The sequence below is a fragment of the Rhizobium sp. SYY.PMSO genome, assembly GCF_046840415.1.
Classification (GTDB): Bacteria; Pseudomonadota; Alphaproteobacteria; order Rhizobiales; family Rhizobiaceae; genus Rhizobium.
Map to the genome: position 1 here is coordinate 329,000 of NZ_CP177350.1, position 23,652 is coordinate 352,651.

Consider the following 23,652-nt stretch of genomic DNA (forward strand, 5'->3'; position numbering starts at 1 on the left):
GCGCTTCATTCGAGAACACGGGTCAGATAGGCGGCCGTCACGCCGGGGCCGGGGATGATGGCGACGATCTTCATCTGCGCGATCGTGCGGTCGACGGAAGCTTCGAGATGGTTCTCCATCATCGCCGCCGCCGCCTTCACCGCGCCGCGCAGCAACAGCTCCGCAATCAGGCGCAGTTCCGTGATGATGGCGGGATCGCCGGGCAGGCCGAGCCGCCGCAGCAATCGTTCCGTCGCCGTGACAGGCAGCAGGTTGTTGCGGATGGATTCCTTCAGCCGTTCGTTCGGCGTTGCGAGGATGCAGATCTCGATGAAATCCGCATGAATGGCCTCCAGCGCAGCAAGGTGGTCGGCCGGTTCGTGCCGCTCGAGATCGCAGAGGCGCAGAAACAAGTCGTTCAGCCGCTCCCGATCGACCCGGCTGGCTCCGGCGACCAGTGCTTGCGGCTCCAGCATGCCACGCAGGCCGTAATGATCTTTGATCATCTGCGCCGTCAGCGGGCCGGCGATCCAATGGGACGACTGGTTCTTGCGCACGAGGCCGCGCTCGCGCAGGCGGGTGAGTACGTCGCGGACGACGGTGCGGCTGACGTTGAAATGATCGGCAAGCTCGATCTCGATGATGCGATATTGGCCGAAGACGACGCAGCCGGCGACATCGGCCTCGACGGTATTGTAGATACGTTCCCAGGAGGAGCGGCTTTGCAAGGCCTCGTCGGCGTGGCGCGGGATGGTCAGGCCGAGCGTCTTGATGTCGGTGCGATTCGGCTCGATACCCTGGCCGGCAGGGCCGACGAGATAGCCGCGCCCGTTGAAGCGATGCACCAGCCCTTCGCCTTCCAGCGTCTGCAATGCCCTTTGTACGGGCGCCCGGGAAATCTGCAGGATATCGGCGATCGGGCCTTCGAGGAGCACCACGCCCGGCGGCAGCGTGTTGTCTTCGATATTGCTGCGCAGAACATCCTCGGCGATCTCGTAGCGCTTTTGCGCATTCGGGCGCGCACGGTTTTCGGTCATCTGATCCAATGGACTCACGTCGTTCTGATGCCCCACTCTTACGCTTTTTGTTGCGCTAACATAGCGCAAAAATAAATGAATATTGAATACAAAATATATTTTATGTGCGCGAGCATGGTGAGCTATCGCGTCGATAGGTGCCGATCCATAGCGCGATAAAGCGCGCTGCTTGCTGAATGATTTCTGAGTGCAGCGTCATGACGTGGCGCTTGCAGCGGCCACCTTGCCGCCGATTCTGCGCATAAATGGAGATATCTGACGATATCGTCGCGCCGCCGCCGAGTACCCCTCAATCGATTGTCGCTTCGGACACTCACTTTTTCACAAAAAGTCTATTGAATACAAAAATCATTTATGTAATGCTCTCATCATCAAGGCGCTCGTCAGAAGCGCCGCAGGTGGAACTCTTTGAAACGCCAAGGAACATCTCTTTGACGCGCATGTGATAATGCGCGAACGCAGGCTGACGTCTGAGCGTCCGGGCCGATGCGATCCCGGCGGCGGCGGAGCTTTGCCTGAAAGATGGTCCTTGCCTTGAAACTGGTGGGAATTCGGTGTCGACCGTTCTTCAGCTCAGCCAAGTCACCAAGTCCTATGGCGCGTCAGCCGCGCTGGACAGGGTGGATTTCTCTTTGCCCGACAATGCCTATATCTCGCTGCTCGGGCCGAGCGGCTCCGGCAAGACGACGCTGCTGCGCGTCATTGCCGGCTTCGAGGAGCCGGATGCCGGTTCGATATTCTTTCACGGCAAACGGCTCGATGGCGTGGAGCCGCATGATCGCGGGATCGGTTTCGTTTTTCAGAACTTTGCTCTGTTTCCGCATCTTTCCGTTGCTGAGAACGTCGCCTTCGGCCTGCGCAACCGCAAGGTCGATCCGGTGACGGATGCGCGCGTCCTGGCAAAGAGGGTTCAGGACATGCTGTCGCTGGTCGGCCTCAAGGGATTTGATGACCGCGCGGTCACGCAGATTTCCGGCGGCCAGCGCCAGCGCGTCGCCTTGGCGCGTACGTTGGTGACGGAGCCGAAGATGGTGCTGCTGGACGAGCCGCTCGGCGCGCTCGATGCCAATCTGCGCAGCCGCATGCGGAGCGAGCTCAAGATCATCCGCGAACGCTGCGGCGTAACCTTCCTGCATGTCACGGGCAGCGAGAGCGAAGCCCTGGCGATGGGGGATCTGGTGCTTGTGCTCGATCGCGGCCGCATCGCGCAGGCCGCCGCTTCGGATGTCGTCTACAATAGCCCGGCAACGGCCTCCGTCGCCCGCTTTCTCAATTGCTACAACCTCTTTGCCGGCAATGTCGTCGAGGATGCTTTCGTCGGGCCTGCCGGCCGCTTTCCTCTGAATGGATCGCGCAGGAAGGCGCCGCAGCCAGCCTATGCGATCCGCTACGACCGCGTTTCGATCCGCCCCCGCGATGCGGCGCTCTCGGATGGCGAAGTGCGCATCGAAGCTGATTTTATCGCCAGCGAATACTCCGGCGCGGCGGTCAATTCCTTCTTTGCGCTCGATGGTGGCCACGTCTTCGAGGTCGAATCCCATTTGAGCCACGCCCGCCGGCCTGCCTTTGTCGAGAAGGACCGCTATGCGCTCGTCTGGAAGGGGGAGGATGCCCTTGTTTTCGGTTGATATGAGCCCTTCGAAACCTTCCACCGGACCCTCCAAGGAGAGCGAGAGATGACCATGGTCGCGACAAGCGAGGAAGCCGTGCAGGAAGGCGCAACCGTGCGCCGGAAATCGAACAAGACGCTCTGGCTTCTGGCGCCGGGCATGATCTGGATGGCCGCATTCCTCGTCCTGCCGATCCTGATGATGGTCTATGTTTCCTTCTGGACGCAGACGACCTTCAAGATCGAACCGACGCTGACATTGCAGAGCTGGATCACCTTCCTGACCAGCCCCACCTATCTCGGAGCGCTCTGGACGACGATCCGCATATGGCTGCTTGTGCTTTTGTCGACGCTCGTCGTCGGCTATCCGGCAGCGCTTTTCGTCGGCCTCCTCATCAAGAACAAGACGTTGCAGACGGTGCTTCTCGTTCTCTGCGTCATCCCGTTCTGGACATCGTTCCTCATTCGCGTGCTCGCCTGGCGGCCCATGCTCGGCACCGAGGGCGCGATCAATATGATCCTGATGAATCTGGGCGTCATTCGGCAGCCAATCGAGGTGTTGTTGTTTTCGGAACTGTCCGTCGTCATCGGCATGACGCAGATCTACTGCGTCTTCATGGTTGGGCCGATCGCCTTCATGATGGGCCGCATCGACGCCTCGGTCATCGAAGCGGCCCAGGATCTCGGTGCGGGCTTCTGGCGCATCTTCCGCACCATCATCCTGCCGCTTTCCATGCCCGGCGTGGTGGTTGGCGCGATCTTCGTCTCCGTCATGGTTCTCGGCGAATTCGCAACGTCGGCGGCCCTGTCCGGTCGCAAGGTCAATCTGCTCGGCAATATCATCGTCACCCAGGTCGGCTCGCTGAAATGGGCCTTTGCGGCGGTCGCCGGCGTCGTCCTGACGATCATCATGGGCGCTGTTGTCGCAGCCCTGCTCAAGGTCGTCGACCTCAGAAAGGAGCTTTGATCATGAATGCTGGCGGCATCAAGCTTGGCCTGGGCGTCTATACGACCCTTTTCCTGATCTTCCTTTATGGACCGCTCGTCGTCCTGGCGATCCTGTCGTTCCAGACTGGCCCTGAGGGCGGACCGCAATTTCCGATCATCGAATGGTCGACCTACTGGTATCGGCATCTCTTCGGCCTGACCCCGCCATCGCGCATCGCGCCGCTGCCGATCGACCAGGCGCTGATCCGCTCGCTCTTACTGGCGCTGATGACCATGATCGTCTCAACCGTGCTCGGCGTCATGTCGGCACAGGCCTTTCGCCGCAAGTTCCGCGGTTCGGGCGTTGCTTTCTATCTGATCGTTCTCGGCATGATGGTGCCGGGCGTACTGGTCGGTCTCGGCATGGCACTTGTCGCCAACGCCTTCGGCATCGATCGTCACTGGTGGAGCACGGCCTTCGTCCTGCATGTCGTCTACACCTTCCCCTTCGCTTTCCTCGTCATGCTTGCGATCTTCAACAGGTTCGATCCGAGCATGGAGGAGGCGTCGTGGTCGCTCGGCGTCACGCCGGCGCGCACCTTCCGCAAGGTCACGTTCCCGCTGATCTTCCCGGGCGTGCTTTCGGCCATGCTTTTCGCCTTCACCCTGTCCTATGACGAGTTCTCCCGCACCCTGTTCGCCTCCGGCCGTGAACTGACCTTGCCGCTTGCCATCTACGGCACCTTCTCCGTCGAGGTGCATCCGAACGTCTTCGCCTTTGGCGTTCTGACCACGCTGTTTTCCTTCGCGCTTCTCGGCACTTACGCGATCCTGATAGGCCTGTCGGTCCGCCGGGCCAAGCGTGTCCGCATTCAGGAGGACGCGTGATGACGCAGAGGGTTTCAGCCCCCTTTTCCGCCATCGTCACCGGCGCCGGTTCCGGTATTGGCCGCGCCATTGCGCTTCGCCTCAGTGCCGATGGCTATGCGGTTCTGGTCAACGACCTCTCGGGCGAGCGTGCCGAGGCTGTTGCCTCGGAGATCCAAAAGGCGGGCGGTGCGGCGACCGCGATCACCGGTGACGTCGCCAGACTCGAGGATGTGGCCGCGATCCATGCCGCTGCCAGGGCCTCGCACGGCAACGTCGCCCTTCTCGTCAACAATGCTGGCGTCGCCCATCAGGCAGCATTCGAGGACCTCGAGCTTGAGGATTTCGACCGGATGTTTGCGGTGCATGTGCGGGGCACTTTTCTGATGACCAAGGCCGTCCTTCCCTCGATGCTGGCGCGTGGCGAGGGTGTCATCGTCAACGTCGCCTCGCAGCTCGGGCAGATCGGTGGCATCGAGCTGGTTCATTACTCCGGCGCCAAGGCAGCGATTATCGGCATGACCAAGGCGCTTGCCCGCGAAGTTTCGAGCCGCGGCGTGCGGGTCAATGCCGTCGCGCCTGGGCCGATCAATACGCCGCTGGTGCTCGGTCTTTCCGAAGAATGGCGTGAACGCAAGAAGCGCGAATTGCCGCTAGGCCGCTTTGGCGAACCTGGGGAGGTGGCCGCGACCGTAGCCTTTCTGGCGTCGCCGGCAGCGAGCCTTTTTGTCGGCCAGACGCTCGGACCCAATTCCGGTGACGTGATGCTCTGAAGGAGAAAAGCAGATGGACAGTTTAGAAAAGCGAGTCGTCATCGTCACGGGCGCGGGCATCGGTATCGGCCAGGCGGCGGCGAAGGCTTTTGCTGCATTCGGCGACCATGTCGTCGTCACCGACATCCTCGAAAAGGAAGGTGAGCGGACCGTTCGCGACATTCTTACCGCCGGCGGCTCCGCCGAATTCCATCTCTATGACGTGCGCTCGACCGAGGCCGCGGACAAGCTCGTTGCCAATGTCGAGGCGCGCTTCGGCAAGATCGACGTCATCGTCGCCAATGCAGGCATCGCCCACCGTACGCCGCTCGGTGAGCTTACCGACGACAAGTGGGATCTGACCATGGATGTCGACCTGAAGGGCATCTTCAGGCTGGTGCGTGCCGCCGTACCTGGCATGCGTGCCCGCAGATCGGGCAGCATCGTCGCGCTCTCCTCGATCATGGGTGTCGCCTATGGGTGGGACGAGCATATCCATTATTCGGCGGCGAAATCGGGTGTTGTCGGGCTGGTGCGCGGGCTTGCCGTCGAACTGGCGAGAGACGGCATTAGGGTCAACGGCATCGCGCCGGGCTACATCCGCACCGCCCAGCTTCTTTCGGAGGAGAATTCGCTCGGGCCCGCAGGCGCGGAAAAGGCGGCGGAGTTCATTCCGATGGGCCGGCTCGGCGAGCCCGAAGACATCGCCGACGTGATCGCATTCCTCGCGTCGAAGGGCGCGAGATACATGACCGGCCAGGTTCTGGTCGTGGATGGCGGCCTCCTGGTGGGGCGGTACTGATCGCCATCGTCCCGGCAACGGACCGGGCACACGGCGATACGGCAATAAAGCAGGCTCACCAAGAGCCAAGGGAACAGCAATCAGCACTGGAGAACAAAAATGTCCAAAATGGAAATGAACAGACGCTCTCTGTTGAAGCATTCCGCCGGCGTGATGGCTCTCGCGATCGGGGGTAGCACGCCCTTCCTGTCGTCGCGGGCGGCCTATGCGCAGGCTGCTAATCTCGCGAAGGAGCAACTGCGTACCATTGGCCTTTCGGTGACGGTTCAGGAGCGCATTCTCGATGACTTCCGAAAGGTGAGCGGTGTCGGCCAGACTTCCGGCACGGCTGCGACCTTCCCGGACGCGCAAACCAAGATCCTTTCCGGCTCCAAGGATTACGATTGCTGGGAGATCATCGGCGAGCGCCTGCCGTCGATCGTCATGACCAGCAATGTCGAACCGGTGCCGGCAGCCTCGCTGAGGAACTGGGCCAATATCCGCGATACCTTCACCACCCCCTCCGACAAATGGGATCCGAAGCAGCAGATCGTCGGCCAGATCTGGGCCGATGATGCCAAGACCATGCTGAACATGGTGCCTGCGGTCTATAATTACGATTCTATCGGCTACAATCCGGACGTTCTCTCGGCCGAAGAAGCCAACACCTGGTCGGCGATCTTCGATCCGAAGTGGAAGGGCAAGTCGGGTCTCAACACCGATCCGCTGATCGCCTTCGGCCAGGCCATCATGGCCATGAACACACTCGGGCTTTCGAACGTCAAGAACCCGGGCAATCCGAGCACGGCCGAGATCGACGAGGCGGCGAAGTTCCTCGTGTCCAAGAAGAAGGACGGGCAGTTCCGGGCGCTTTGGGGCGATTTCGGCGAGCTGGTCAATCTGATGGCATCGGGTGAAATGGTCGTCTGCGACGCCTGGCAGCCGGCCGTCATGGCGGTCAAGGCTCAGGGCAAGGCGTGCAAATATGCCGTGCCGAAGGAAGGCTATCGCGGCTGGGCGATCGGCCCGTCGATGATCGCCGGCACGCCGAACAAGGAAGCCGTGATCGCCTATGCCGATTACTGGCTCTCCGGCGAGCCCGGCATCACTGTTTCCGAGCAGGGTTACTATTCGCCGTCGACCAATATCGAGAAGGTCATGGCGCCGGACAAATATGCCTTCTGGTACGAGGGCAAGCCCTGGGTCGGCGCCGCCGAGCGCGGCATCAAGGAAGGCGACCTGCGCGACGGCGGCTCGCTGGCGGAGCGCGCCAAGAATGTCGCCTACTGGCACCAGTGGCCGGACGAATACGACCATCTCGTCCAGAAGTGGGATGAATTCCTCAATGCGTAATGGGGCGGCGTCAGCCGCCCATTCCCAGTAGCGCGAGGAGGCGATGTCCGCCTCTTCCACCACGCCCGGAGATCTCTCGTGACGTATGATTTGGAACTCATCGATGTCGGCAAGGTCTATGACAATGGCACGCCGGCCGTCATCGACTTCAATCTTTCGATCAGGAAGGGTGAATTCATCGCATTCCTCGGCCCGTCGGGCTGCGGCAAGACGACGACGCTTCGCATGATCGCCGGCTTCGAAAGCATTTCCTCCGGCGACATGATGATCAAGGGCGAGCGCATGAACGATGTCCGGCCGCAGAAGCGGCCGACGTCGATGATCTTCCAGAACTATGCACTGTTTCCGCATATGACCGTGCGCCGGAATGTCGGATATGGCCTGGAAGTCAAGGGCATGGCTAAGGCCGAACGGGATGCGCGGGTCGACCGTATCCTCGCGACTCTCGGGTTGGAGGATATCGCCGAGCGAAAGCCGGACAAGCTCTCCGGCGGCCAGCGCCAGCGCATCGCGCTTGCGCGCGGCCTCGTGGTTGAGCCGGATGTGCTGCTTCTCGACGAGCCGCTGGGCGCTCTTGATGCCAACCTGCGCAAGGCGATCCAGAACGAGCTGAAATTGTTGCAGAAGAAGCTCGGCGTCACCTTCGTCTTCGTGACCCATGCGCAATCGGAAGCGCTGGCATTGTCCGATCGTATCGTGGTGATGAACCAGGGCAGGGTGGAGCAGATCAGCCCGCCGCATCAGCTCTATACACGTCCCGATACGCCGTTCGTGGCGCAGTTCATCGGCCGCAATACCATCTTCGAAGGCGAGGTCGCCGGCACGCAGGCCGATAGCACATTCGTCGCGACATCCTTCGGTACCTTGTCGGGCTGTGCCAATGGCGGCCTCTCCAGCAAGGTCAACATCGTCATTCCTTCGGAGGCGATCGAAGTTCACGCAGCGGGCGGCTCGGCGCGCGAAAATCTCGCCCGGGCTTTCGGCGGCAATGTGGTCGGCGCGCGCGTCGAGCGTTTCGACGTGGTCGGCCATATCTCGCAGATCGGCATCAGTCTGCCCGACGGCCGTGGCCTGGCGCTGGAAGCTCACGTCGACAAATACCGGCCTGGCGCCTTTCTCGTCGGCGCCGAGGTCATGCTTACCTGGGATTCGGCCGACGCGACCGTAATCCCAGCTCATTGATAATTAAAAACCCGATCGAAGGAGGTCATCCCATGGCAAAGGAAATCTTGTGCAGTTTTGGCGTCGACGTCGATGCCGTCGCCGGCTGGCTCGGCTCTTATGGCGGCGAGGATTCGCCTGACGACATCTCGCGTGGCCTTTTTGCCGGCGAAGTCGGCAGCCTGCGGCTGGTGAAGCTCTTCGAGCGCTTCGGCATCAAGACGACATGGTTCATTCCCGGCCACTCCATCGAGACGTTCCCGGAGCAGATGCAGGCTGTGGCCGATGCCGGCCATGAAATCGGCATCCATGGCTACAGCCATGAAAATCCCATCGCCATGACGCGCGAGCAGGAGACGGAAATCCTCGACAAGTGCATCGAGCTGGTAACCAAGCTTTCCGGCAAGCGCCCGACCGGCTATGTCGCGCCCTGGTGGGAATTCTCCAATGTGACCAACGAGCTGCTCTTGGAGCGCGGCATCAAGTACGATCATTCGCTGATGCACAATGACTTCACACCCTATTATGTGCGCGTCGGCGACAGCTGGACGAAGATCGACTATTTGAGCAAGCCGTCGGAATGGATGGTTCCCCTGAAGCGCGGCAAGGAAACCGATCTGATCGAAATTCCGGCATCCTGGTATCTCGACGATCTGCCGCCGATGATGTTCATCAAGAAATCCCCGAACAGCCACGGCTTCGTCAATCCGCATCATATCGAGCAGATGTGGCGCGATCAGTTCGATTGGGTCTATCGCGAGATGGATTACGCCGTCTTCCCGATCACCATCCATCCTGATGTCGCCGGCCGGCCGCAGGTGCTGATGATGCTCGAACGACTCTACGCGCATATGGTCAAGCATCCGGGCGTAAAGTTCGTCACGATGAACGAGATCGCCGACGATTTCGCCGCCCGCTTTCCGCGCAAGAAATAGCCGGCTAAAGCAATTCCAGGAAAAATGCGTCGCGGCTTTCCGCCCGGAATTGCGTACAAACGAAGAGGTAGAGCGTTTTCGCGGTTCGAAGAAAAGCGGAAAGGCTCTAGTCTGAAAGACCGAGAGCACCAATCCTCAAGGAGACGGATCACCATGTGTTCACTGTGCGGCGTGCTCGGCGGCAATGAGCACTGGACGGATGCCGCGGCCCGGCCGGGCGTTTTCACCCGTAATCACGCCAGCGTCGACAGGCGGCGCGAGCGCGTCGAGCGCGTGCGTGCCGCCAACGAGATGCTTTCAGGCTTCGGCCTTGTCCTTTCCGATTGGCAGGGCGCCTCCTTCGTGCTGTCGACGCGAACGGGCAGGAGCGAGATCATCGAGGATTTGGGTCATCTCTGGCCGGCGGCCGAAAGGCTCGTCGGCCGGCCCTGCGACCCCCTCGATCTTGCCTTCGTCGCAAGGATGGAGGCGCGGCATGGCGGCTGAGACAAGCGGCTTTCTGCCGATTAACCTGCTGACCGGCTTTCTCGGTTCCGGCAAGACGACGCTGCTCAAGCGCATTCTGGCGGACCCGGCCTTTGCCGATACCGCCGTGCTCATCAACGAATTCGGCGAGATTGGGCTGGACCACGATCTCGTTGAAAGCGTCGACGGCGAAATGGTGCTGCTGCGCTCCGGCTGCGTCTGCTGCACGGTGCGCGGCGAACTCGCCGCCGCGCTCAAGGAACTTTACTCCCGCCGCGAGCGCGGGCTGCTGCCGCCATTCCGGCGCGTCATCATCGAAAGCACCGGGCTTGCCGATCCTTTCCCGGTTCTATCGACCATCAAGGCAGATCCGGTCCTTCGCCATCACTTCTGCGCCGGCAATGTGATTACGACGGTCGATGCGGTGAATGGGCTGCGTCAGCTCGGCACCTATATCGAATCCAACAGGCAGGCCGCGGTCGCGGACCGCTTGATCGTCACCAAGACCGATCTTCAGGCGAGCTATGATGGAGGGGATCTTCAAGCTCGCCTCCGTGTACTGAACCCTGATGCGCCGATCCTGATGGCCGCCGACCCAGATCTCGATCTCTCCTCGCTCGTCACCGCCCAAAGCGCTATCTCGCCCAGCAGCAGCCTGTCGCAGAGCGGCTTTTACTGCGAGGCGCCGATGCAGCTCGTCTCCTCCGGCGGGGCGCCGCATCAGGCTGCCATTTCCTCGATCTCGCTCAGCATCGACAGGCCCGTCGACTGGACGGCTTTCGGGCTCTGGCTGACCATGCTGCTCAACAGGCATGGCGAGCGCGTGCTGAGGGTGAAGGGTATCCTCAATCTCTGTGGCGAGGAGCGCCCGGTAGCCGTTCATGGGGTTCAGCATCTGGTTCACACGCCGGTGCATATGGATGGATGGCCTTCGGAGGACCGCGCCTCGCGGCTGGTTTTCATCTTGGATGGGCTCGACGGCGCGCTATTGAAACGCTCCTTTGAAGCCTTCACACTGGCGCGCGTGCCCGCAGCTGCGTCTTACGCTACCGCCGCGGCGCAATGAGACAATCGGTATCTCTATGAACAAGCATGAATCCGTCGCCAAAAGCATGTCTGCCCCCGCTCTGCATTTGAGGGGCCGGCCGCGCCTGCGCGTTCTCGGCACTGCAATCTCGTTGCTGGAGGAACTGCGCCTGCGCGCACAGGACGATCTCGGCATCGATGTCACTTTCGACAACAACGACTTCCTGACGACGCAGTACAAGGCGGCCCGCGAGCCGGAAACCTACGATATTTACGACCAGTGCTTTCACAATCTCGATATCGTCTGGCACTGGCGCGCGATCCAGCCGGTCGACACCCAGCGCATCGTGCTCTGGGATGAGGTCAACGATCTGACGAAGACCGGCCATATCGGCCCCAACCCGCGAATGGGGCTTGGCGACGTGCCAGCGAAGAAGCTTTTCGTACAGCCGAACCTCGCCTTGGGCGATACGCCATCGCGCTTCATCTCGATGCTACCGACGACACATAATTTCGATAGCTTCGCCTATCGGACCGATCTGGCGCCGAATGGCGTCGGCATGCATTCCTGGGGGGTGCTTTTTGACGAGCGCTGGGCGGGCAGGGTCGCCCTGGTGGACGAGCCCGCCATCGGCATTTTCGATGCTGCACTGGCGGCACAGGCCGCCGGTCTCATATCCTTTGACGATATCGGCAATATGTCTATCCAGGAGATAGACCAGCTGATCGATCTTCTGGAGGAGCGCAAGAAAGCCGGCTTCTTCCGGGATTTCTGGAAAACCGCCGAGGATGCGGCGCGGCTGATGATCGCCGGCGAGACCAGCGTCCAGAGCATGTGGTCGCCCGGCATCGGCATCCTGAATTCCAAGGGCTCCCCCGTCGAGCAGGCCGTTCCTGCGGAGGGTTATCGCGCCTGGCACGGTGGCCTGTGCCTTTCGAAGCATCTCAGTGGTCGTCTGCTCGATGTCGCCTACGACTATCTGAACTGGTGGATCTCTGGCTGGCCGGGTGCCGTCGTTGCGCGGCAGGGCTATTATATTTCGACGCCGCAGCGTTCTCGCCGGTTCATGACGCAGGCCGAATGGGACTACTGGTACGAAGGTGCCACCGCGATAGAGGATCTGCCCGGCCCGGACGGGCAGGCGCGGATCAGAAAGGGGTCGATGCGCAGCGGCGGGTCCTATTGGCAGCGCGCCAATTGCATTGCCATCTGGAATACGACAATGGATGAGCACAATTATCTGGTACGCCGCTGGATGCAGCTTGTGGGCGGCAGGGGAGAGCAGGGCCTATGACACAGACACATCTCGGCAAATCGATCGGCAGCTCTCGGTCTTGATCGAATTCGGCAGTCTCGATCCTGTCACGTTGGTCGAGGAGACCAGTGAGAACAATTCAGCAGTGTTATGTGATTAGAACCAAGGGTTCAGCAGAACTAGCCCGTAACCATTTGCAGAACGCCGATCGCGTACTGCTGCAGGCAACGGCCATGATTTCGCAGTTCAATGCCGTGCATCCCTTCCATATTGTCAGACATGCCGTGCACTTAACTTGCTGTAGACACCTGTGATTAAGGAAATGACCTCCGCGAAGTTTAAATTTACGCTGCGAAAAATCCAGAACAATGTTCTCGACTGACAGCAGCATCATTGCATAAATCAAATCCGGTCAGGCCGGTCTGACTGTCGACGATACTCCACGTTCCATCGTCCTGTTTCCTGGCGAAATAAACGGGATCGACCGTGGGATCCATTGTCACCTCCTGGCTACGGGAGGGTGATGACTTTGAGAATTGGCGGAGCCGCTCATTGTTCCGCTGCAGTGCAGCATTCCATCAAGAATCTCACCGGCGAAAATGAACAATTTTTCTCGAAGAAGCCTAAGCCATCCAACCCACCCGCGCTAGCGGCCGCTCTTGTGATCAGGACTCGTAATTGCCGGTGACGCTGGTTGTGATGGCTGCTTGCGAAGATTGCTACCCCGCAGCGGCCTGTGGTTCCGAGCGCATGTTCCAAAGGTCGCTATCTCGCGTTGCCGGCAGGACTACGCCGACATCAATCAGGCCGTTAACGTCGCTTTCCGAATAGCCAACGCTGCGAAGCACAGAAATCGTATGTTCGCCGAGCAAGGGAGGCGCCTCTTCGAGGTCGGTCTGGCGCGTGAACGCGGGCAGCGGAAAGTTCGGCGCCTGGAAATTGAAACCTGCAAACGGAATTTCGGAATATTTCATCGGTTCGTTCGCCTGTGGCGCGTCGAGCACACGGTCGGCCGAGAGGACTTCGGTGAAACCGACGCCAGCCGCTGCCAGCCGTGCGGCGATCTCGTCATATGGAAGGTTGCCGACCGCACGGGCAACGATCGCCTCTACTTCCGCCCGCCGTTTACGGCGATGCCGAAGCGTGACGAATTCCGGATCCGGCGTGATGTTCGCGGCCATGCAGAACCGGCGCCAATGGTCGTCGGTCAGCATCACGAGATAGGCCCAGCGCCCGTCTGACGTTTCGTAGGCGCCGTAACCAGGCATGCTGAATTCCGGCGAGGGCTCCTGTTCGGGCTTGCCCGTCATCTGCGATTTCAACTGCACGCCGACCAGATCGCGGGCGGCAATATGCAGGCCCGTCTCATAAAGGCCGAGCTCGATATTGCGGCGTTCGCTCGGCGCCGATGGATCGACGAGCGCGGCCAGGATCGACATGACGGCGTAACAACCGGCGAACTGATCATGATAGGAAGGGCCGAGGCGCGACGGCTTACCGGTGGCGCGGTTGGCATACATGACGCCGGTGGCGGTTACGGTGCCGGACCGCTGGTGGAAGAGATCGCCTAGTCGTCTCATGAGCCAGCCGCGCAGCTATCTTTTTGTCCCCGGCCACCGACCGGACCGTTTCGCCAAGGCGGCCGGTTCCGGTGCGCAGCGCATCATACTGGACCTGGAAGATGCGGTGGCACCTGCCGACAAGGACATGGCACGGCAGGAAGTGGTCCGTTGGTTGCAACTGGGCGGCCGGGGCGTGGTGAGGATCAATGCAGCGGACAGCCACTGGTTCGATGCCGACCTGCATGCCATAGCCGACTGTCCGGGCGCCGAAGTCATGGTGCCAAAGGCGGAACTCCCAACCATGAAAAAAGTCATTCATTACCTCGTAGACCGGTCGCCGATTGCGCTGATCGAGACCGTCCCCGGCCTGGTTCAAGCCGGCGAGATTGCCAGCATGAAGGGCGTTGCGCGTCTGGCTTTCGGCAATATAGACTTCAGCACCGATGCGCGTATGTCACCAACAAGCCCAGCCTTGGATCAGGCCCGATTTCAAATCGCCATCGTCTCTCGCCATGCGGGTCTGCCGCAACCCATCGACGGTGTTACTACCGCGCTGAACGACGACACAGCGCTTGAAGCCGACATAGCGAGGACAAGAGACTTCGGATACGGCGGAAAGTTATGCATACATCCCCGCCAGGTCGGCGTCGTCAACGCGCGATTTGGGCCAAGTGAAGACGAACTCTCCTGGGCGCGCGGTGTCCTCGATGCCGTCAGCAAGGGCGGCGAAGGGGCCAGCCAGTTCGCAGGCAAGATGATCGACCGACCAGTGGTTGAACGGGCCCGTTATCTGTTGGCAGCGGCGACCGAGAGCTGCAAGGGGATAAAATGATCGATTATGATATTCACTCACTCGGGCTTTCCCGCACGCCGGTCAACACTCACTTTGCCGTAAGGCGCTGCTTGTGCGACGCCTCTATCCTCATCCAGGAATCCCCTTGCACTGCGTGCCCTTGGAATAGAGGTGAAACACCAAGTGCCAAGCGTGCCTGTCACTTGGCGACCTTGTAATATCAAAATTTATAGCTGGCGCCAAACAGGACCTTATGCTGGGTCGCGCCAAAGTCGCCGATCCCGTCGCCGAAATCCTTGTTACCGAAATCCGAGTAGCGATATTCGCCGCGAACCAGTATATGGTCGGTAAACGCGTGCTCGATACCGCCGCCTGCGGTCCAGCCGATCAGGATATCGTCCTTCTTGCCGATGCCCGCGGCATCCACCTTACCACCTGCTGCGGCGACACCTGCTGTTGCGAAGAACAGCGTACGGTCGAGCGCATAACCGACACGGGCGCGTCCGGATGCATCCCATTCGAGATTGGCATTTTTATTGTCCTCGAAGTTATAGTTGAAGTCGTTTTCGATACCGTAGACGATATTGCCGGACTGGAAGTTATAACCAGCATGGATACCCGCAGAGCCGCTATCGATATCCTGATCCGAGCCCAACACGGTCGCCTGGTTGAAATTATATCCACCCTGCGCACCGATATAGAAGCCCGACCAATCATAAGCGGAATAGGCCTCCTGCGCGGCCGGAGGAGCGGGCTCGTTATTGGTGAGATCGGCTGCGACAGCTGGCATTGCAGCCGAGAGAGCCAGGGTGGTTAGAGCGATGACTTTAATACGCATAGATTGCCTCTTTCAATTGCAGACTTAGAGAGCGGTGTCGCGATCGCTCGGTCCGTCTCATGGAAAGAACCATGCATCATTCCAATGTTGCGGAGTGTCTTTTCACATTGCGTTATATTGCGATGGTTGTTCGGCCCGCTGAACCGGGACTTTTCTGGTCGACTTTCTCCATGATCAAGCGACAGGCCGGTCAGTTTGTGTCGATGTCCGCAAGAGTCACAACATCTCTCAACAACAAACAATCTATCGCAACGCGACGATCGCTTAAGCTTGGCATTCAACTGACACGCTCGCCGCATGAATAGGAGAATTGCCGTTGGCTACTCACATGCTGGCCCTCGATTGAGAGGTGGAGGGCATCGACATGTAGAGGATGTTCAATGAATGTATTTTGGGGCCGATCAGGCCGCCTGCTTGCGATCTGCGCCTTTATCGCTCTCGTGGGGTGCTCGGAAGAAAAAAAGAGCCAGTCGACTTCTCCGATACCGTCCAAAGTTTCCGTCTTTGAGGTAAAGCCCGAACGCCTGCCGGTCGTTGACGAATTGCCTGGTCGGGTCGCGCCGATGGTGACCGCCGATGTGCGCCCCCGCGTCACCGGGATCGTCTTGAGACGCGTGTTCGAGCAGGGCTCGACCGTTCGAGAGGGAGACCTCCTTTACGTCATCGACCCCGAACCGTTCCGGGTAAAGGTCGATGCGGCAAGGGCAACGCTTGACTCTGCGATTGCGGCCCAGCGCCTTGCGCGTCAAAAATCGGATCGGCAAATCCGTCTGTCGCAAACCGGCGTGGCAGCCAGGGAAAACCTCGACACCGCCGTCGCCGAGCTTGCACAGAGCAATGCCGACATGGAGCGTGCGCGGGCCGACCTGAAGTCGGCTGAACTCGATCTTCAATACACTGAAATCCGCGCCCCGGCCTCGGGGCGAATAGGGCGGGCTCTTGTGACGGAGGGCGCGCTAGTCAGCCCGACATCCGATGTGATGGCGACGATCCAGCAGATGGACCCGGTCTATGCCGACTTCACCCAGCCGGCCGACAGATTGATCGCGCTGAAGAACGCGGTCTCTGACGGAAAACTGCAGGCCGACGAGAGCGGCAGTGCGGTGCTGAAGCTCATTTCGGCGGAAGGCCGACCCTATCCTCATTATGGCAAGTTGCTGTTCTCGGAAGCGACAGTGAATTCGGCGACAGGTCAACTCATCCTGCGCGGCGAGTTCCCCAATCCTGATCTCAACCTCCTGCCAGGCATGTATGTCCGCGCAAGGATCGAACAGGCTGCGATGGACGGCGCGCTCGCAGTCCCCGAGCAGGCGGTCCAGCGCGACACTGCCGGTAAACCTCAGCTCTATGTCGTCGGCAAGGAAGAAAAAGTCGACTTGCGGACCGTCGCGCTCGGATGGCTCGTCGATGGGCGATGGGTCGTCACTGAAGGAATCTCAGCCGGGGATCGGGTGGTCGTAGAAGGGTTCCAGAAGGTGGCACCGGATGCGCAGGTGGCAGCGGAACCCTGGACCGATCCCGCTATCTCGCAGACTACCGCGGCGAAGGAGGAGTGACCCGATGGCTGCCTTCTTTATCGACCGCCCTGTCTTCGCCTGGGTCCTGTCCATCGTCATCATGCTGGCCGGCACATTGTCGTTGACGCTTTTACCGGTATCGCAGTATCCGAACGTCGCGCCGCCGCAGATCAAGATCTCGGCGGTATATCCAGGCGCATCGCCAGAAGACACCTATGACGGGGTGACGCGTCTGATCGAGGAGGAGCTAAACGGGGTTCCCGGTCTCCTCTACTATGAATCGACTTCCGATGCCTCTGGATCGATCAACATTACCGTCACTTTCGAACCGGGCACCAAGTCCGAGACGGCGGCTGTCGAGGTGCAGAACCGCGTGAGACGCGTTGAGGCCCGGCTTCCTTCCTCCATCGTACAACAGGGCATCAGCGTCGATGCGACAGGCGGCGGGACGTTGCTTGTCGTCGCCCTGACGTCGAAAAGTGGCGCCACTAACGGTGTGGGGCTTGGCGACTACATGAGCCGCAATGTCGCGAGCGAGCTTCGGCGTGTGCCGGGCGTCGGTAGCGTTCAGCAATTCGGTAGCGAGCGCGCCATGCGCGTCTGGGTCGATCCGGACAGACTTCTCGGCTTCAGCCTGACACCCCAGGATGTGACGCAAGCCATCCAGTCGCAGAATGCCCAGGTGGCGGCTGGCCGGTTGGCGGCATCACCTGCCGGGCCGGACCGCCGCACGACCGGATCTTTGCTGATCAAGGGGCAGTTGACGTCACCGGAGGAATTCGGAGCGATCGTGCTCCGAGCCCAGGCGGATGGCTCGACGGTCCGGCTGCGCGACGTCGCCCGCATCGAGATCAGCGCGGAAAGCTACAGCACTTCTGTCCGCATCAACGGCAAGCCCGCATCCGGTGTCTCGGTCGAACTAGCCGCCGGTGGGAATGCGCTCAATGTCGCAACCGCGATTGAGGCAAGAATGACAGAGCTTTCGACCTCATTCCCGCCGGACGTGGAATGGTCGATCCCGTACAACACCACGCCCTTCATCTCGATCTCGATCGAAAAGGTGCTAATGACGCTCGTCGAGGCGGTGGTGCTGGTCTTCTTTGTGATGCTGCTCTTCCTGCAGAACATCCGCTACACCATCATTCCGACCATCGTCGTACCGATCGCGCTGCTTGGTGCCTGTGCCGTCATGCTTGCGCTTGGATTTTCCATCAACGTTCTGACGATGTTCGGCATGGTTTTGGCCATCGGCATTCTTGTTGATGACGCGATCGTCGTCGTCGAAAATGTCGAACGCATCATGATGGAGGAGGAGCTTTCGCCGAAGGCGGCGACGAAGAAGGCGATGAAGCAGATCACCGGGGCGGTGATCGGCATTACGCTGGTGTTGACCTCGGTCTTCGTCCCCATGGCGTTTTTCCCCGGCGCGGTCGGCGTCATCTACAAACAGTTTGCCTTGACGATGGTCGCCTCGATCCTGTTCTCGGCGTTCCTGGCGCTGTCCTTGACGCCGGCTCTTTGCGCGTCCTTCCTGAAGCCGATCGAAAAGGGTCATGCTCACACAAAGAAGGGCTTCTTCGGCTGGTTCAACCGCGGCTTTGACAAAACCTCTCATGGCTACAGCAGCTGGGTCGGATACCTGCTGACAAAGGGAGGGCGGGTCATGCTTGTCTATCTGGTTGTGGCTGGCGCCACCTCCTATATGTTCCTGCGGCTTCCGACCGACTTTCTGCCGGTCGAGGATCAGGGTACTTTGTTGGCCCAGGTCCAGGGCCCGGCCGATGCAACGTCAGCGCGAACGGCGGAATCGGTCGCTGCGATGGAAAAGACCGTACTGGACGATCCGTCGGTCGAGCGTGTCGTCGCCATCAATGGCTTCAGCTTCTCTGGCGCCGGGGAGAATGCGGCACTCGTCTTCATGACCCTGAAGGACTGGAGTGAACGATCCGCCGACCAGTCGGCCGCGATAATCGCACAAAAGCTCAATGGCGCCTTCCTGTCGATCAAGGACGCGCTGGCTTTTGCCACCTCTCCACCGGCAATCTCTGGGCTCGGCAACAGCAACGGCTTTTCCTTCCGGCTTCAGGACCGTGCCAATCGTGGCTATCAGGCGTTGAGCAGTGCTCGAGACCAGTTCCTGGCTGAGGCGCGAAAGAGCTCGATCCTGGCAGGCGTCCGGGAGGAAGGGCTTGCAGATGCACCGCAGACTGTGTTGACGATCGACCGCGAGAAAGCAAATGCCTTCGGCGTCACGTTCGCCGATATCAACCAGACGATCAGCACCAATATCGGCTCGTCTTATATCAACGATTTCCCGAACGCGGGGCGAATGCAGCAGGTCACGGTTCAGGCCGAACCTGGAAAGCGTGGCACGATCGATGATATTCTCGACATGAGCGTCCGCAATAATGAGGGCGGCATGGTGCCGATCTCTGCCTTCTCTGCGGTGAGTTGGTCAAAGGGGCCAACGCAACTCGTCGGGTATAACGGCTTTCCGGCGATGCGGTTCAGTGGTCAGGCAGCCCCCGGTTATTCGTCCGGCGATGCGATCGCCGAAGTCGAACGGATCGCCGCCTTGCTGCCTGCGGGATTCGGATATGAATGGAGCGGCCAGTCGCTGCAAGAGATCCAGTCAGGCTCACAGGTGCCGCTGCTGCTCGGGCTGTCGTGCCTGCTTGTTTTCCTCTGCCTTGCTGCGCTTTACGAAAGCTGGGCCATTCCACTCTCGGTCATGCTGGTCATTCCGCTTGGCATTATCGGCTCGCTGGCGGCGGTGATGCTGCGCGACATGCCGAATGATGTGTATTTCAAGGTTGGTCTGATCACCATTATCGGGCTTTCCGCCAAGAACGCCATCCTGATCATCGAGTTCGCCAAGGACCTGCGCGCGGAAGGCAGGTCGGCCTACGACGCTGCGGTCGAGGCGGCCCATCTTCGCTTCCGCCCGATTCTGATGACATCGCTTGCCTTCACCCTCGGTGTGGTTCCCCTGGTCATCGCAAGCGGTGCCGGCTCCGCAAGCCAGCGGGCGATCGGCACGGGCGTCATGGGCGGCATGATTTCCGCAACCGTGCTGGCGGTATTCTTCGTGCCGGTGTTTTTCACGGTCGTCATCGGACTTATCGACAAACTCTCGGGCCGAAAACGGGCGTCGGGAGACGAGGGGAAGGCGATGCCGGCAGAATAACAGCTGGGATGATGACGTTCTACGGGACCAGTAACTTGATACTCATCAATGCGCCGGTGCTGCAGATATCGATATTACAACGGTCCACTGTGGGGCCGAGATCGCTGGCGATGAAGTCTACGCCGCGCCAGTTGTCATCATTCCGGGTGAAGAAGGTCTCTAACGTTCACGCCAATTTCGCATCGAAAAGGATCGCAAAGAATGGCCACGACAATGAAAGCAGCCGTCGTTCGGGAATTCCGCAAGCCACTGGTGATCGAGGAGATGCCGATCCCCGCGCCCGGGCCCGGTCAGATCCTCGTCAAATACGAGGCGACCGGCGTGTGTCATACCGACCTGCATGCGGCCAACGGTGACTGGCCGGTCAAGCCGAAGCCGCCATTCATTCCCGGCCATGAGGGTGTCGGTTATGTCGCTGGCGTCGGTGCTGGCGTCAAGCGGATAAAGGAAGGCGACCGCGTCGGCGTACCGTGGCTGCACACCGCCTGCGGTTGCTGCACGCCCTGCCGCACCGGCTGGGAAACGCTTTGCCCGGAACAGCAGAACAGCGGTTATTCGGTGAACGGTTCGTTCGCGCAATACGGTCTCGCCGACCCCGATTTCGTCGGCCGGCTGCCTGACGCTCTCGAATTCGGCCCGGTCGCGCCTATCCTCTGCGCCGGCGTCACCGTCTACAAGGGTTTGAAGGAAACCGAGGTACAGCCCGGCGAATGGGTGGCAATCTCCGGGATCGGCGGGCTGGGCCACATGGCCGTGCAATATGCGAAGGCGATGGGCATGCATGTCGTCGCCGCCGATATCTTCGATGACAAGCTTGAGCTTGCGAAAAAGCTCGGCGCCGATGTGGTGGTGAACGGCAGGGACGGGGAGGCCGTCGAAAAGGTCCAGAAGGCAACGGGTGGTGTGCATGGTGCGCTGGTGACCGCAGTCTCCCCGAAGCCGATGGAACAGGCCTTCGGCTTCCTGCGCTCCAAGGGCACGATGTCGCTTGTCGGATTGCCGCCAGGATATATCTCCCTTCCGGTCTTCGACACGGTCCTCAAGCGCATCACGGTGCGCGGATCGATCGTCGGCACGCGCCAGGACCTGGAGGAATCGCTTGGCTTTGCCTCCGAAGGTAAGGTTGCGGCCCACTTTTCCTGGGACCGGGTCGACAACATCAACGACATCTTCCATCGCATGGAAGAAGGGAAAATCGACGGCCGCATCGTGCTGGATCTTAATTGAACGATCGAAGCCGGTGCCCGCGCGACGGGCGTCGCCCATCCATACCTCGCGCATCCGATACTCAAGGAGAAGAGCATGACGAAGGAAAAGGCCCTGAACGGCGAGGAACTTCGCCTGATCGACCGCTACTGGCGGGCCGCCAATTACCTCTCAGTTGGGCAGATCTATCTGCTCGACAATCCATTGTTGCGCGAGCCGCTGAAAGCCAAACACATTAAGCCGCGCCTGCTCGGTCACTGGGGTACGACGCCGGGGCTGAACTTCATCTACGCCCATCTCAACCGCATCATCCGCGCGCGCGATGCCGATGTGATCTATATCTGCGGCCCGGGCCACGGCGGGCCGGGCATGGTGGCCAGCATCTATCTCGAAGGTACCTATAGCGAGATCTATCCGGACATTTCCGAAGACACGACCGGCATGCAGCGGCTTTTCAAGCAGTTTTCCTTCCCCGGTGGCATTCCGAGCCATGCGGCACCGGAAACGCCCGGGTCCATCCCTGAGGGTGGCGAACTTGGCTATGCGCTGGTGCATGCCTATGGTGCCGCCTTTGACAATCCAAACTTGGTGGTCGCCTGCGTGGTCGGCGACGGCGAGGCGGAAACCGGGCCATTGACGGCCAGCTGGCAATCGAACAAGTTCATCAATCCCACTCGCGACGGTGCGGTGCTGCCGATCCTGCACCTGAACGGCTACAAGATCGCCAATCCGACGGTTCTCTCCCGTGTCAGTGACGAGGATCTGGAGCATCTGTTCCGTGGTTATGGTTACGAACCCTTCTTCGTCGAAGGCCACGAACCGGACGACATGCACCAGCAGATGGCGACGGTGCTCGACACAGCTTTCAAACACATCCGCGCCATCCAGCGGCGCGCCCGCAGCGGCAAACCGGAGGAAGGATGCCCGCGCTGGCCGATGATCGTCCTCAGAAGCCCCAAGGGCTGGGCCGGGCCGAAGGAAGTGGATGGCAAGAAGCTGGAGGATTTCTGGCGTGCCCACCAGGTACCAGTTGCTAATTGCCGCGAGGATGCGGACCACCGCAAGATCCTCGATGACTGGATGCGCAGTTACGATCCGGAGGACCTGTTTGACACCAACGGTCGTCTGAAGGAGGAACTCCGGGCGCTGTCGCCCGGCGGCGAGCGGCGCAAAGGCGTCTTAGTCTCCACGATTTCCGCACGCTAAAAATTCCATATTGTCTTTCAACAATGCAGGTATGCAGAGAAATCCAATAGTTTCCCGATTCGCATTCTGACCTCTCGGGTTCTTACTTCAGGAAAGCGCGGAAGCGCCTGAGCGAGTAGAAGAACAGGACCGGGCCAATCAAGGCGAGAGCCAGCAGTTGTGGCCAGACGACGTCGAGGCCCGCCCCACGGAAAAGAACCGCCTGGGCCAGCATCACGAAATGCGTGTCCGGGGCCACGAGCATGATTTTCTGAACGATCTCCGGCATGCTCTCGCGCGGCGTCATTGCGCCGGAGAGAACCTGGATCGGCAGGAGAACCAGCATCAGCAGCAGGCCAAACTGCGGCATCGTGCCCGCGACCGTTGCCAGGAAGATTCCGAGCGATGTCGCAGCAAAGAGCTGTAATGCCGCGCCGAGAAAGAACAGGGCGAGCGAGCCATAGAGCGGGATTTCGAGCAGGCCGCGCACCACGACCAGCAGCGAGAACGCCGAGGCGACGAACACCACGAGGCCCATCGCACCGATCTTGCTTACCATGATTTCAAACGGCGTGACCGGCATGACCAGCAGATGCTCGATGGTGCCGTGTTCCCGCTCACGAATGAGGGCTGCTCCGGCGAGGATGATCGACAGCATAGTGATATTGTTGATGATGCCGTTGAGCGCATTCACCCATCCCTTGTTGACCTCCGGATTGAACCGTGAGCGCAGCGACAAATCGATCTGCGGGGCGGCATTGGTTCGATAGCGCTGCAGGAATTCGGATACCTCACCCGAAACGATGCTCTGAATATATCCGCCTCCGGTGAAGGCTTGGGAGGTTCGCGTCGCATCTACATTAAGCTGGATGACGGGCGATTTGCCTGAGAGCAGGTCGCGCTGGAAGTTCGGCGGTATATCGAGAGCGAAGGTGTCGAGGCCGCTGTCCATGCGTCGATCCATCTCCGAGACGGTAATCATCTGGGGTGGCATGAAGTAGGGCGGATAAAAAGACGTGGCAATGCGTCCGGACAGTGGCGATTGATCCTCGTCGACGATGGCGATGCTGGCGCGGTTGAGGGTTTCCGGAGCCGAGGTCGCGTTGGTATAGACCGAGACGGTGAAGGAGAACAGGATCAGGATCAGCATGACCGGGTCGCGCACGAGACCCCGCAACTCCTTGATGGCGAGCTGGACGATGTTCGAGGAAAACAT

20 protein-coding genes and 1 pseudogene are annotated in these 23,652 nt (G+C 60.2%); 16 read left to right on the top strand and 5 right to left on the bottom strand.

What is annotated here, in order from left to right:
- Window positions 1-5: 5 nt before the first annotated feature.
- Window positions 6-1,016 carry a GntR family transcriptional regulator gene (locus tag ACJJVH_RS19850; protein WP_412065876.1) on the bottom strand — a complete coding sequence of 337 codons (1,011 nt, stop codon included), beginning with the start codon at window positions 1,014-1,016 and terminating at the stop codon, window positions 6-8.
- 554 nt (window positions 1,017-1,570) lie between these two features.
- On the opposite strand from ACJJVH_RS19850, the gene ACJJVH_RS19855 reads away from it, so the two are divergent.
- From ACJJVH_RS19855 to ACJJVH_RS19905, 11 genes are all read left to right on the top strand, one after another.
- Entirely contained in the window at window positions 1,571-2,644 is a 1,074-nt protein-coding gene (locus ACJJVH_RS19855) for an ABC transporter ATP-binding protein (RefSeq protein WP_412065877.1), read from the top strand.
- Between the two features lie 48 nt (window positions 2,645-2,692).
- Entirely contained in the window at window positions 2,693-3,592 is a 900-nt protein-coding gene (locus tag ACJJVH_RS19860; RefSeq protein WP_412065878.1) for an ABC transporter permease, read from the top strand.
- 2 nt (window positions 3,593-3,594) lie between these two features.
- Window positions 3,595-4,440, top strand: coding sequence for an ABC transporter permease (locus ACJJVH_RS19865; RefSeq protein WP_412065879.1), 846 nt, complete (start codon window positions 3,595-3,597; stop codon window positions 4,438-4,440).
- Window positions 4,440-5,192 (top strand): SDR family NAD(P)-dependent oxidoreductase, encoded by a 753-nt coding sequence (locus tag ACJJVH_RS19870; protein WP_412065880.1) that lies wholly within the window; start codon window positions 4,440-4,442, stop codon window positions 5,190-5,192. Before ACJJVH_RS19865 ends, ACJJVH_RS19870 begins: the two co-directional genes overlap by 1 nt.
- 13 nt (window positions 5,193-5,205) lie before the next feature.
- Window positions 5,206-5,973 carry an SDR family NAD(P)-dependent oxidoreductase gene (locus ACJJVH_RS19875; protein WP_412065881.1) on the top strand — a complete coding sequence of 256 codons (768 nt, stop codon included), beginning with the start codon at window positions 5,206-5,208 and terminating at the stop codon, window positions 5,971-5,973.
- 99 nt (window positions 5,974-6,072) lie between these two features.
- Window positions 6,073-7,305, top strand: coding sequence for an ABC transporter substrate-binding protein (locus ACJJVH_RS19880; protein ID WP_412065882.1), 1,233 nt, complete (start codon window positions 6,073-6,075; stop codon window positions 7,303-7,305).
- A gap of 78 nt (window positions 7,306-7,383) precedes the next feature.
- Entirely contained in the window at window positions 7,384-8,487 is a 1,104-nt protein-coding gene (locus ACJJVH_RS19885) for an ABC transporter ATP-binding protein (RefSeq protein ID WP_412065883.1), read from the top strand.
- 32 nt (window positions 8,488-8,519) lie between these two features.
- Window positions 8,520-9,401 (top strand): polysaccharide deacetylase family protein, encoded by an 882-nt coding sequence (locus ACJJVH_RS19890; protein ID WP_412065884.1) that lies wholly within the window; start codon window positions 8,520-8,522, stop codon window positions 9,399-9,401.
- A 153-nt stretch (window positions 9,402-9,554) separates the two neighbouring features.
- Window positions 9,555-9,887, top strand: coding sequence for a hypothetical protein (locus ACJJVH_RS19895; protein ID WP_412065885.1), 333 nt, complete (start codon window positions 9,555-9,557; stop codon window positions 9,885-9,887).
- Window positions 9,877-10,932 (top strand): CobW family GTP-binding protein, encoded by a 1,056-nt coding sequence (locus ACJJVH_RS19900; protein WP_412065886.1) that lies wholly within the window; start codon window positions 9,877-9,879, stop codon window positions 10,930-10,932. The genes ACJJVH_RS19895 and ACJJVH_RS19900 overlap by 11 nt, the downstream gene beginning before the upstream one ends.
- Before the next feature lie 16 nt (window positions 10,933-10,948).
- Window positions 10,949-12,187 (top strand): ABC transporter substrate-binding protein, encoded by a 1,239-nt coding sequence (locus tag ACJJVH_RS19905; RefSeq protein WP_412065887.1) that lies wholly within the window; start codon window positions 10,949-10,951, stop codon window positions 12,185-12,187.
- 305 nt (window positions 12,188-12,492) lie between these two features.
- On the opposite strand, the gene ACJJVH_RS19910 is transcribed toward ACJJVH_RS19905, so the two are convergent.
- Entirely contained in the window at window positions 12,493-12,645 is a 153-nt protein-coding gene (locus ACJJVH_RS19910) for a hypothetical protein (protein WP_412065888.1), read from the bottom strand.
- Between the two features lie 222 nt (window positions 12,646-12,867).
- Window positions 12,868-13,728 (bottom strand): CoA transferase, encoded by an 861-nt coding sequence (locus tag ACJJVH_RS19915; protein WP_412065889.1) that lies wholly within the window; start codon window positions 13,726-13,728, stop codon window positions 12,868-12,870.
- Between ACJJVH_RS19915 and ACJJVH_RS19920 the strand changes: the two genes are divergently transcribed.
- A complete protein-coding gene (locus ACJJVH_RS19920) occupies window positions 13,727-14,542 on the top strand; it encodes an HpcH/HpaI aldolase/citrate lyase family protein (RefSeq protein ID WP_412065890.1) in 816 nt (271 codons plus the stop codon). The two genes, ACJJVH_RS19915 and ACJJVH_RS19920, sit on opposite strands and share 2 nt — an antisense overlap.
- Before the next feature lie 181 nt (window positions 14,543-14,723).
- Here the strand turns inward: ACJJVH_RS19920 and ACJJVH_RS19925 are convergent, their stop codons facing one another.
- Window positions 14,724-15,341, bottom strand: a complete 618-nt coding sequence (locus ACJJVH_RS19925; RefSeq protein WP_412065891.1) for an outer membrane protein — start codon at window positions 15,339-15,341, stop codon at window positions 14,724-14,726.
- Window positions 15,342-15,721: 380 nt separating this feature from the next.
- On the opposite strand from ACJJVH_RS19925, the gene ACJJVH_RS19930 reads away from it, so the two are divergent.
- The 4 genes and pseudogenes from ACJJVH_RS19930 to ACJJVH_RS19945 all read left to right on the top strand — a co-directional run.
- On the top strand, window positions 15,722-16,897 hold the full coding sequence (locus ACJJVH_RS19930) for an efflux RND transporter periplasmic adaptor subunit (protein WP_412065892.1): 1,176 nt from the start codon (window positions 15,722-15,724) through the stop codon (window positions 16,895-16,897).
- Between the two features lie 4 nt (window positions 16,898-16,901).
- Window positions 16,902-20,045: a multidrug efflux RND transporter permease subunit gene (locus ACJJVH_RS19935; protein WP_412065893.1), complete on the top strand. Its 3,144-nt coding sequence runs from the start codon at window positions 16,902-16,904 to the stop codon at window positions 20,043-20,045.
- Between the two features lie 201 nt (window positions 20,046-20,246).
- Window positions 20,247-21,272, top strand: coding sequence for an alcohol dehydrogenase AdhP (gene adhP / locus ACJJVH_RS19940; RefSeq protein ID WP_412065894.1), 1,026 nt, complete (start codon window positions 20,247-20,249; stop codon window positions 21,270-21,272).
- Between the two features lie 75 nt (window positions 21,273-21,347).
- Window positions 21,348-22,427, top strand: a pseudogene (locus ACJJVH_RS19945) (phosphoketolase); the annotation flags it as partial.
- 112 nt (window positions 22,428-22,539) lie between these two features.
- On the opposite strand, the gene ACJJVH_RS19950 reads toward ACJJVH_RS19945, so the two are convergent.
- Window positions 22,540-23,652, bottom strand: coding sequence for an ABC transporter permease (locus ACJJVH_RS19950; RefSeq protein ID WP_412065895.1), 1,113 nt, complete (start codon window positions 23,650-23,652; stop codon window positions 22,540-22,542).

Coding starts and splice junctions, on each gene's coding strand:
- ACJJVH_RS19850 (WP_412065876.1), bottom strand. CDS start 1,016: ATGACCGAAAACCGTGCGCGCCCGAATGCGCAAAAGCGCTACGAGATC.
- ACJJVH_RS19860 (WP_412065878.1), top strand. CDS start 2,693: ATGACCATGGTCGCGACAAGCGAGGAAGCCGTGCAGGAAGGCGCAACC.
- ACJJVH_RS19865 (WP_412065879.1), top strand. CDS start 3,595: ATGAATGCTGGCGGCATCAAGCTTGGCCTGGGCGTCTATACGACCCTT.
- ACJJVH_RS19870 (WP_412065880.1), top strand. CDS start 4,440: ATGACGCAGAGGGTTTCAGCCCCCTTTTCCGCCATCGTCACCGGCGCC.
- ACJJVH_RS19875 (WP_412065881.1), top strand. CDS start 5,206: ATGGACAGTTTAGAAAAGCGAGTCGTCATCGTCACGGGCGCGGGCATC.
- ACJJVH_RS19880 (WP_412065882.1), top strand. CDS start 6,073: ATGTCCAAAATGGAAATGAACAGACGCTCTCTGTTGAAGCATTCCGCC.
- ACJJVH_RS19890 (WP_412065884.1), top strand. CDS start 8,520: ATGGCAAAGGAAATCTTGTGCAGTTTTGGCGTCGACGTCGATGCCGTC.
- ACJJVH_RS19895 (WP_412065885.1), top strand. CDS start 9,555: ATGTGTTCACTGTGCGGCGTGCTCGGCGGCAATGAGCACTGGACGGAT.
- ACJJVH_RS19900 (WP_412065886.1), top strand. CDS start 9,877: ATGGCGGCTGAGACAAGCGGCTTTCTGCCGATTAACCTGCTGACCGGC.
- ACJJVH_RS19905 (WP_412065887.1), top strand. CDS start 10,949: ATGAACAAGCATGAATCCGTCGCCAAAAGCATGTCTGCCCCCGCTCTG.
- ACJJVH_RS19910 (WP_412065888.1), bottom strand. CDS start 12,645: ATGGATCCCACGGTCGATCCCGTTTATTTCGCCAGGAAACAGGACGAT.
- ACJJVH_RS19920 (WP_412065890.1), top strand. CDS start 13,727: ATGAGCCAGCCGCGCAGCTATCTTTTTGTCCCCGGCCACCGACCGGAC.
- ACJJVH_RS19915 (WP_412065889.1), bottom strand. CDS start 13,728: ATGAGACGACTAGGCGATCTCTTCCACCAGCGGTCCGGCACCGTAACC.
- ACJJVH_RS19925 (WP_412065891.1), bottom strand. CDS start 15,341: ATGCGTATTAAAGTCATCGCTCTAACCACCCTGGCTCTCTCGGCTGCA.
- ACJJVH_RS19930 (WP_412065892.1), top strand. CDS start 15,722: ATGAATGTATTTTGGGGCCGATCAGGCCGCCTGCTTGCGATCTGCGCC.
- ACJJVH_RS19935 (WP_412065893.1), top strand. CDS start 16,902: ATGGCTGCCTTCTTTATCGACCGCCCTGTCTTCGCCTGGGTCCTGTCC.
- adhP (WP_412065894.1), top strand. CDS start 20,247: ATGGCCACGACAATGAAAGCAGCCGTCGTTCGGGAATTCCGCAAGCCA.
- ACJJVH_RS19950 (WP_412065895.1), bottom strand. CDS start 23,652: ATGTTTTCCTCGAACATCGTCCAGCTCGCCATCAAGGAGTTGCGGGGT.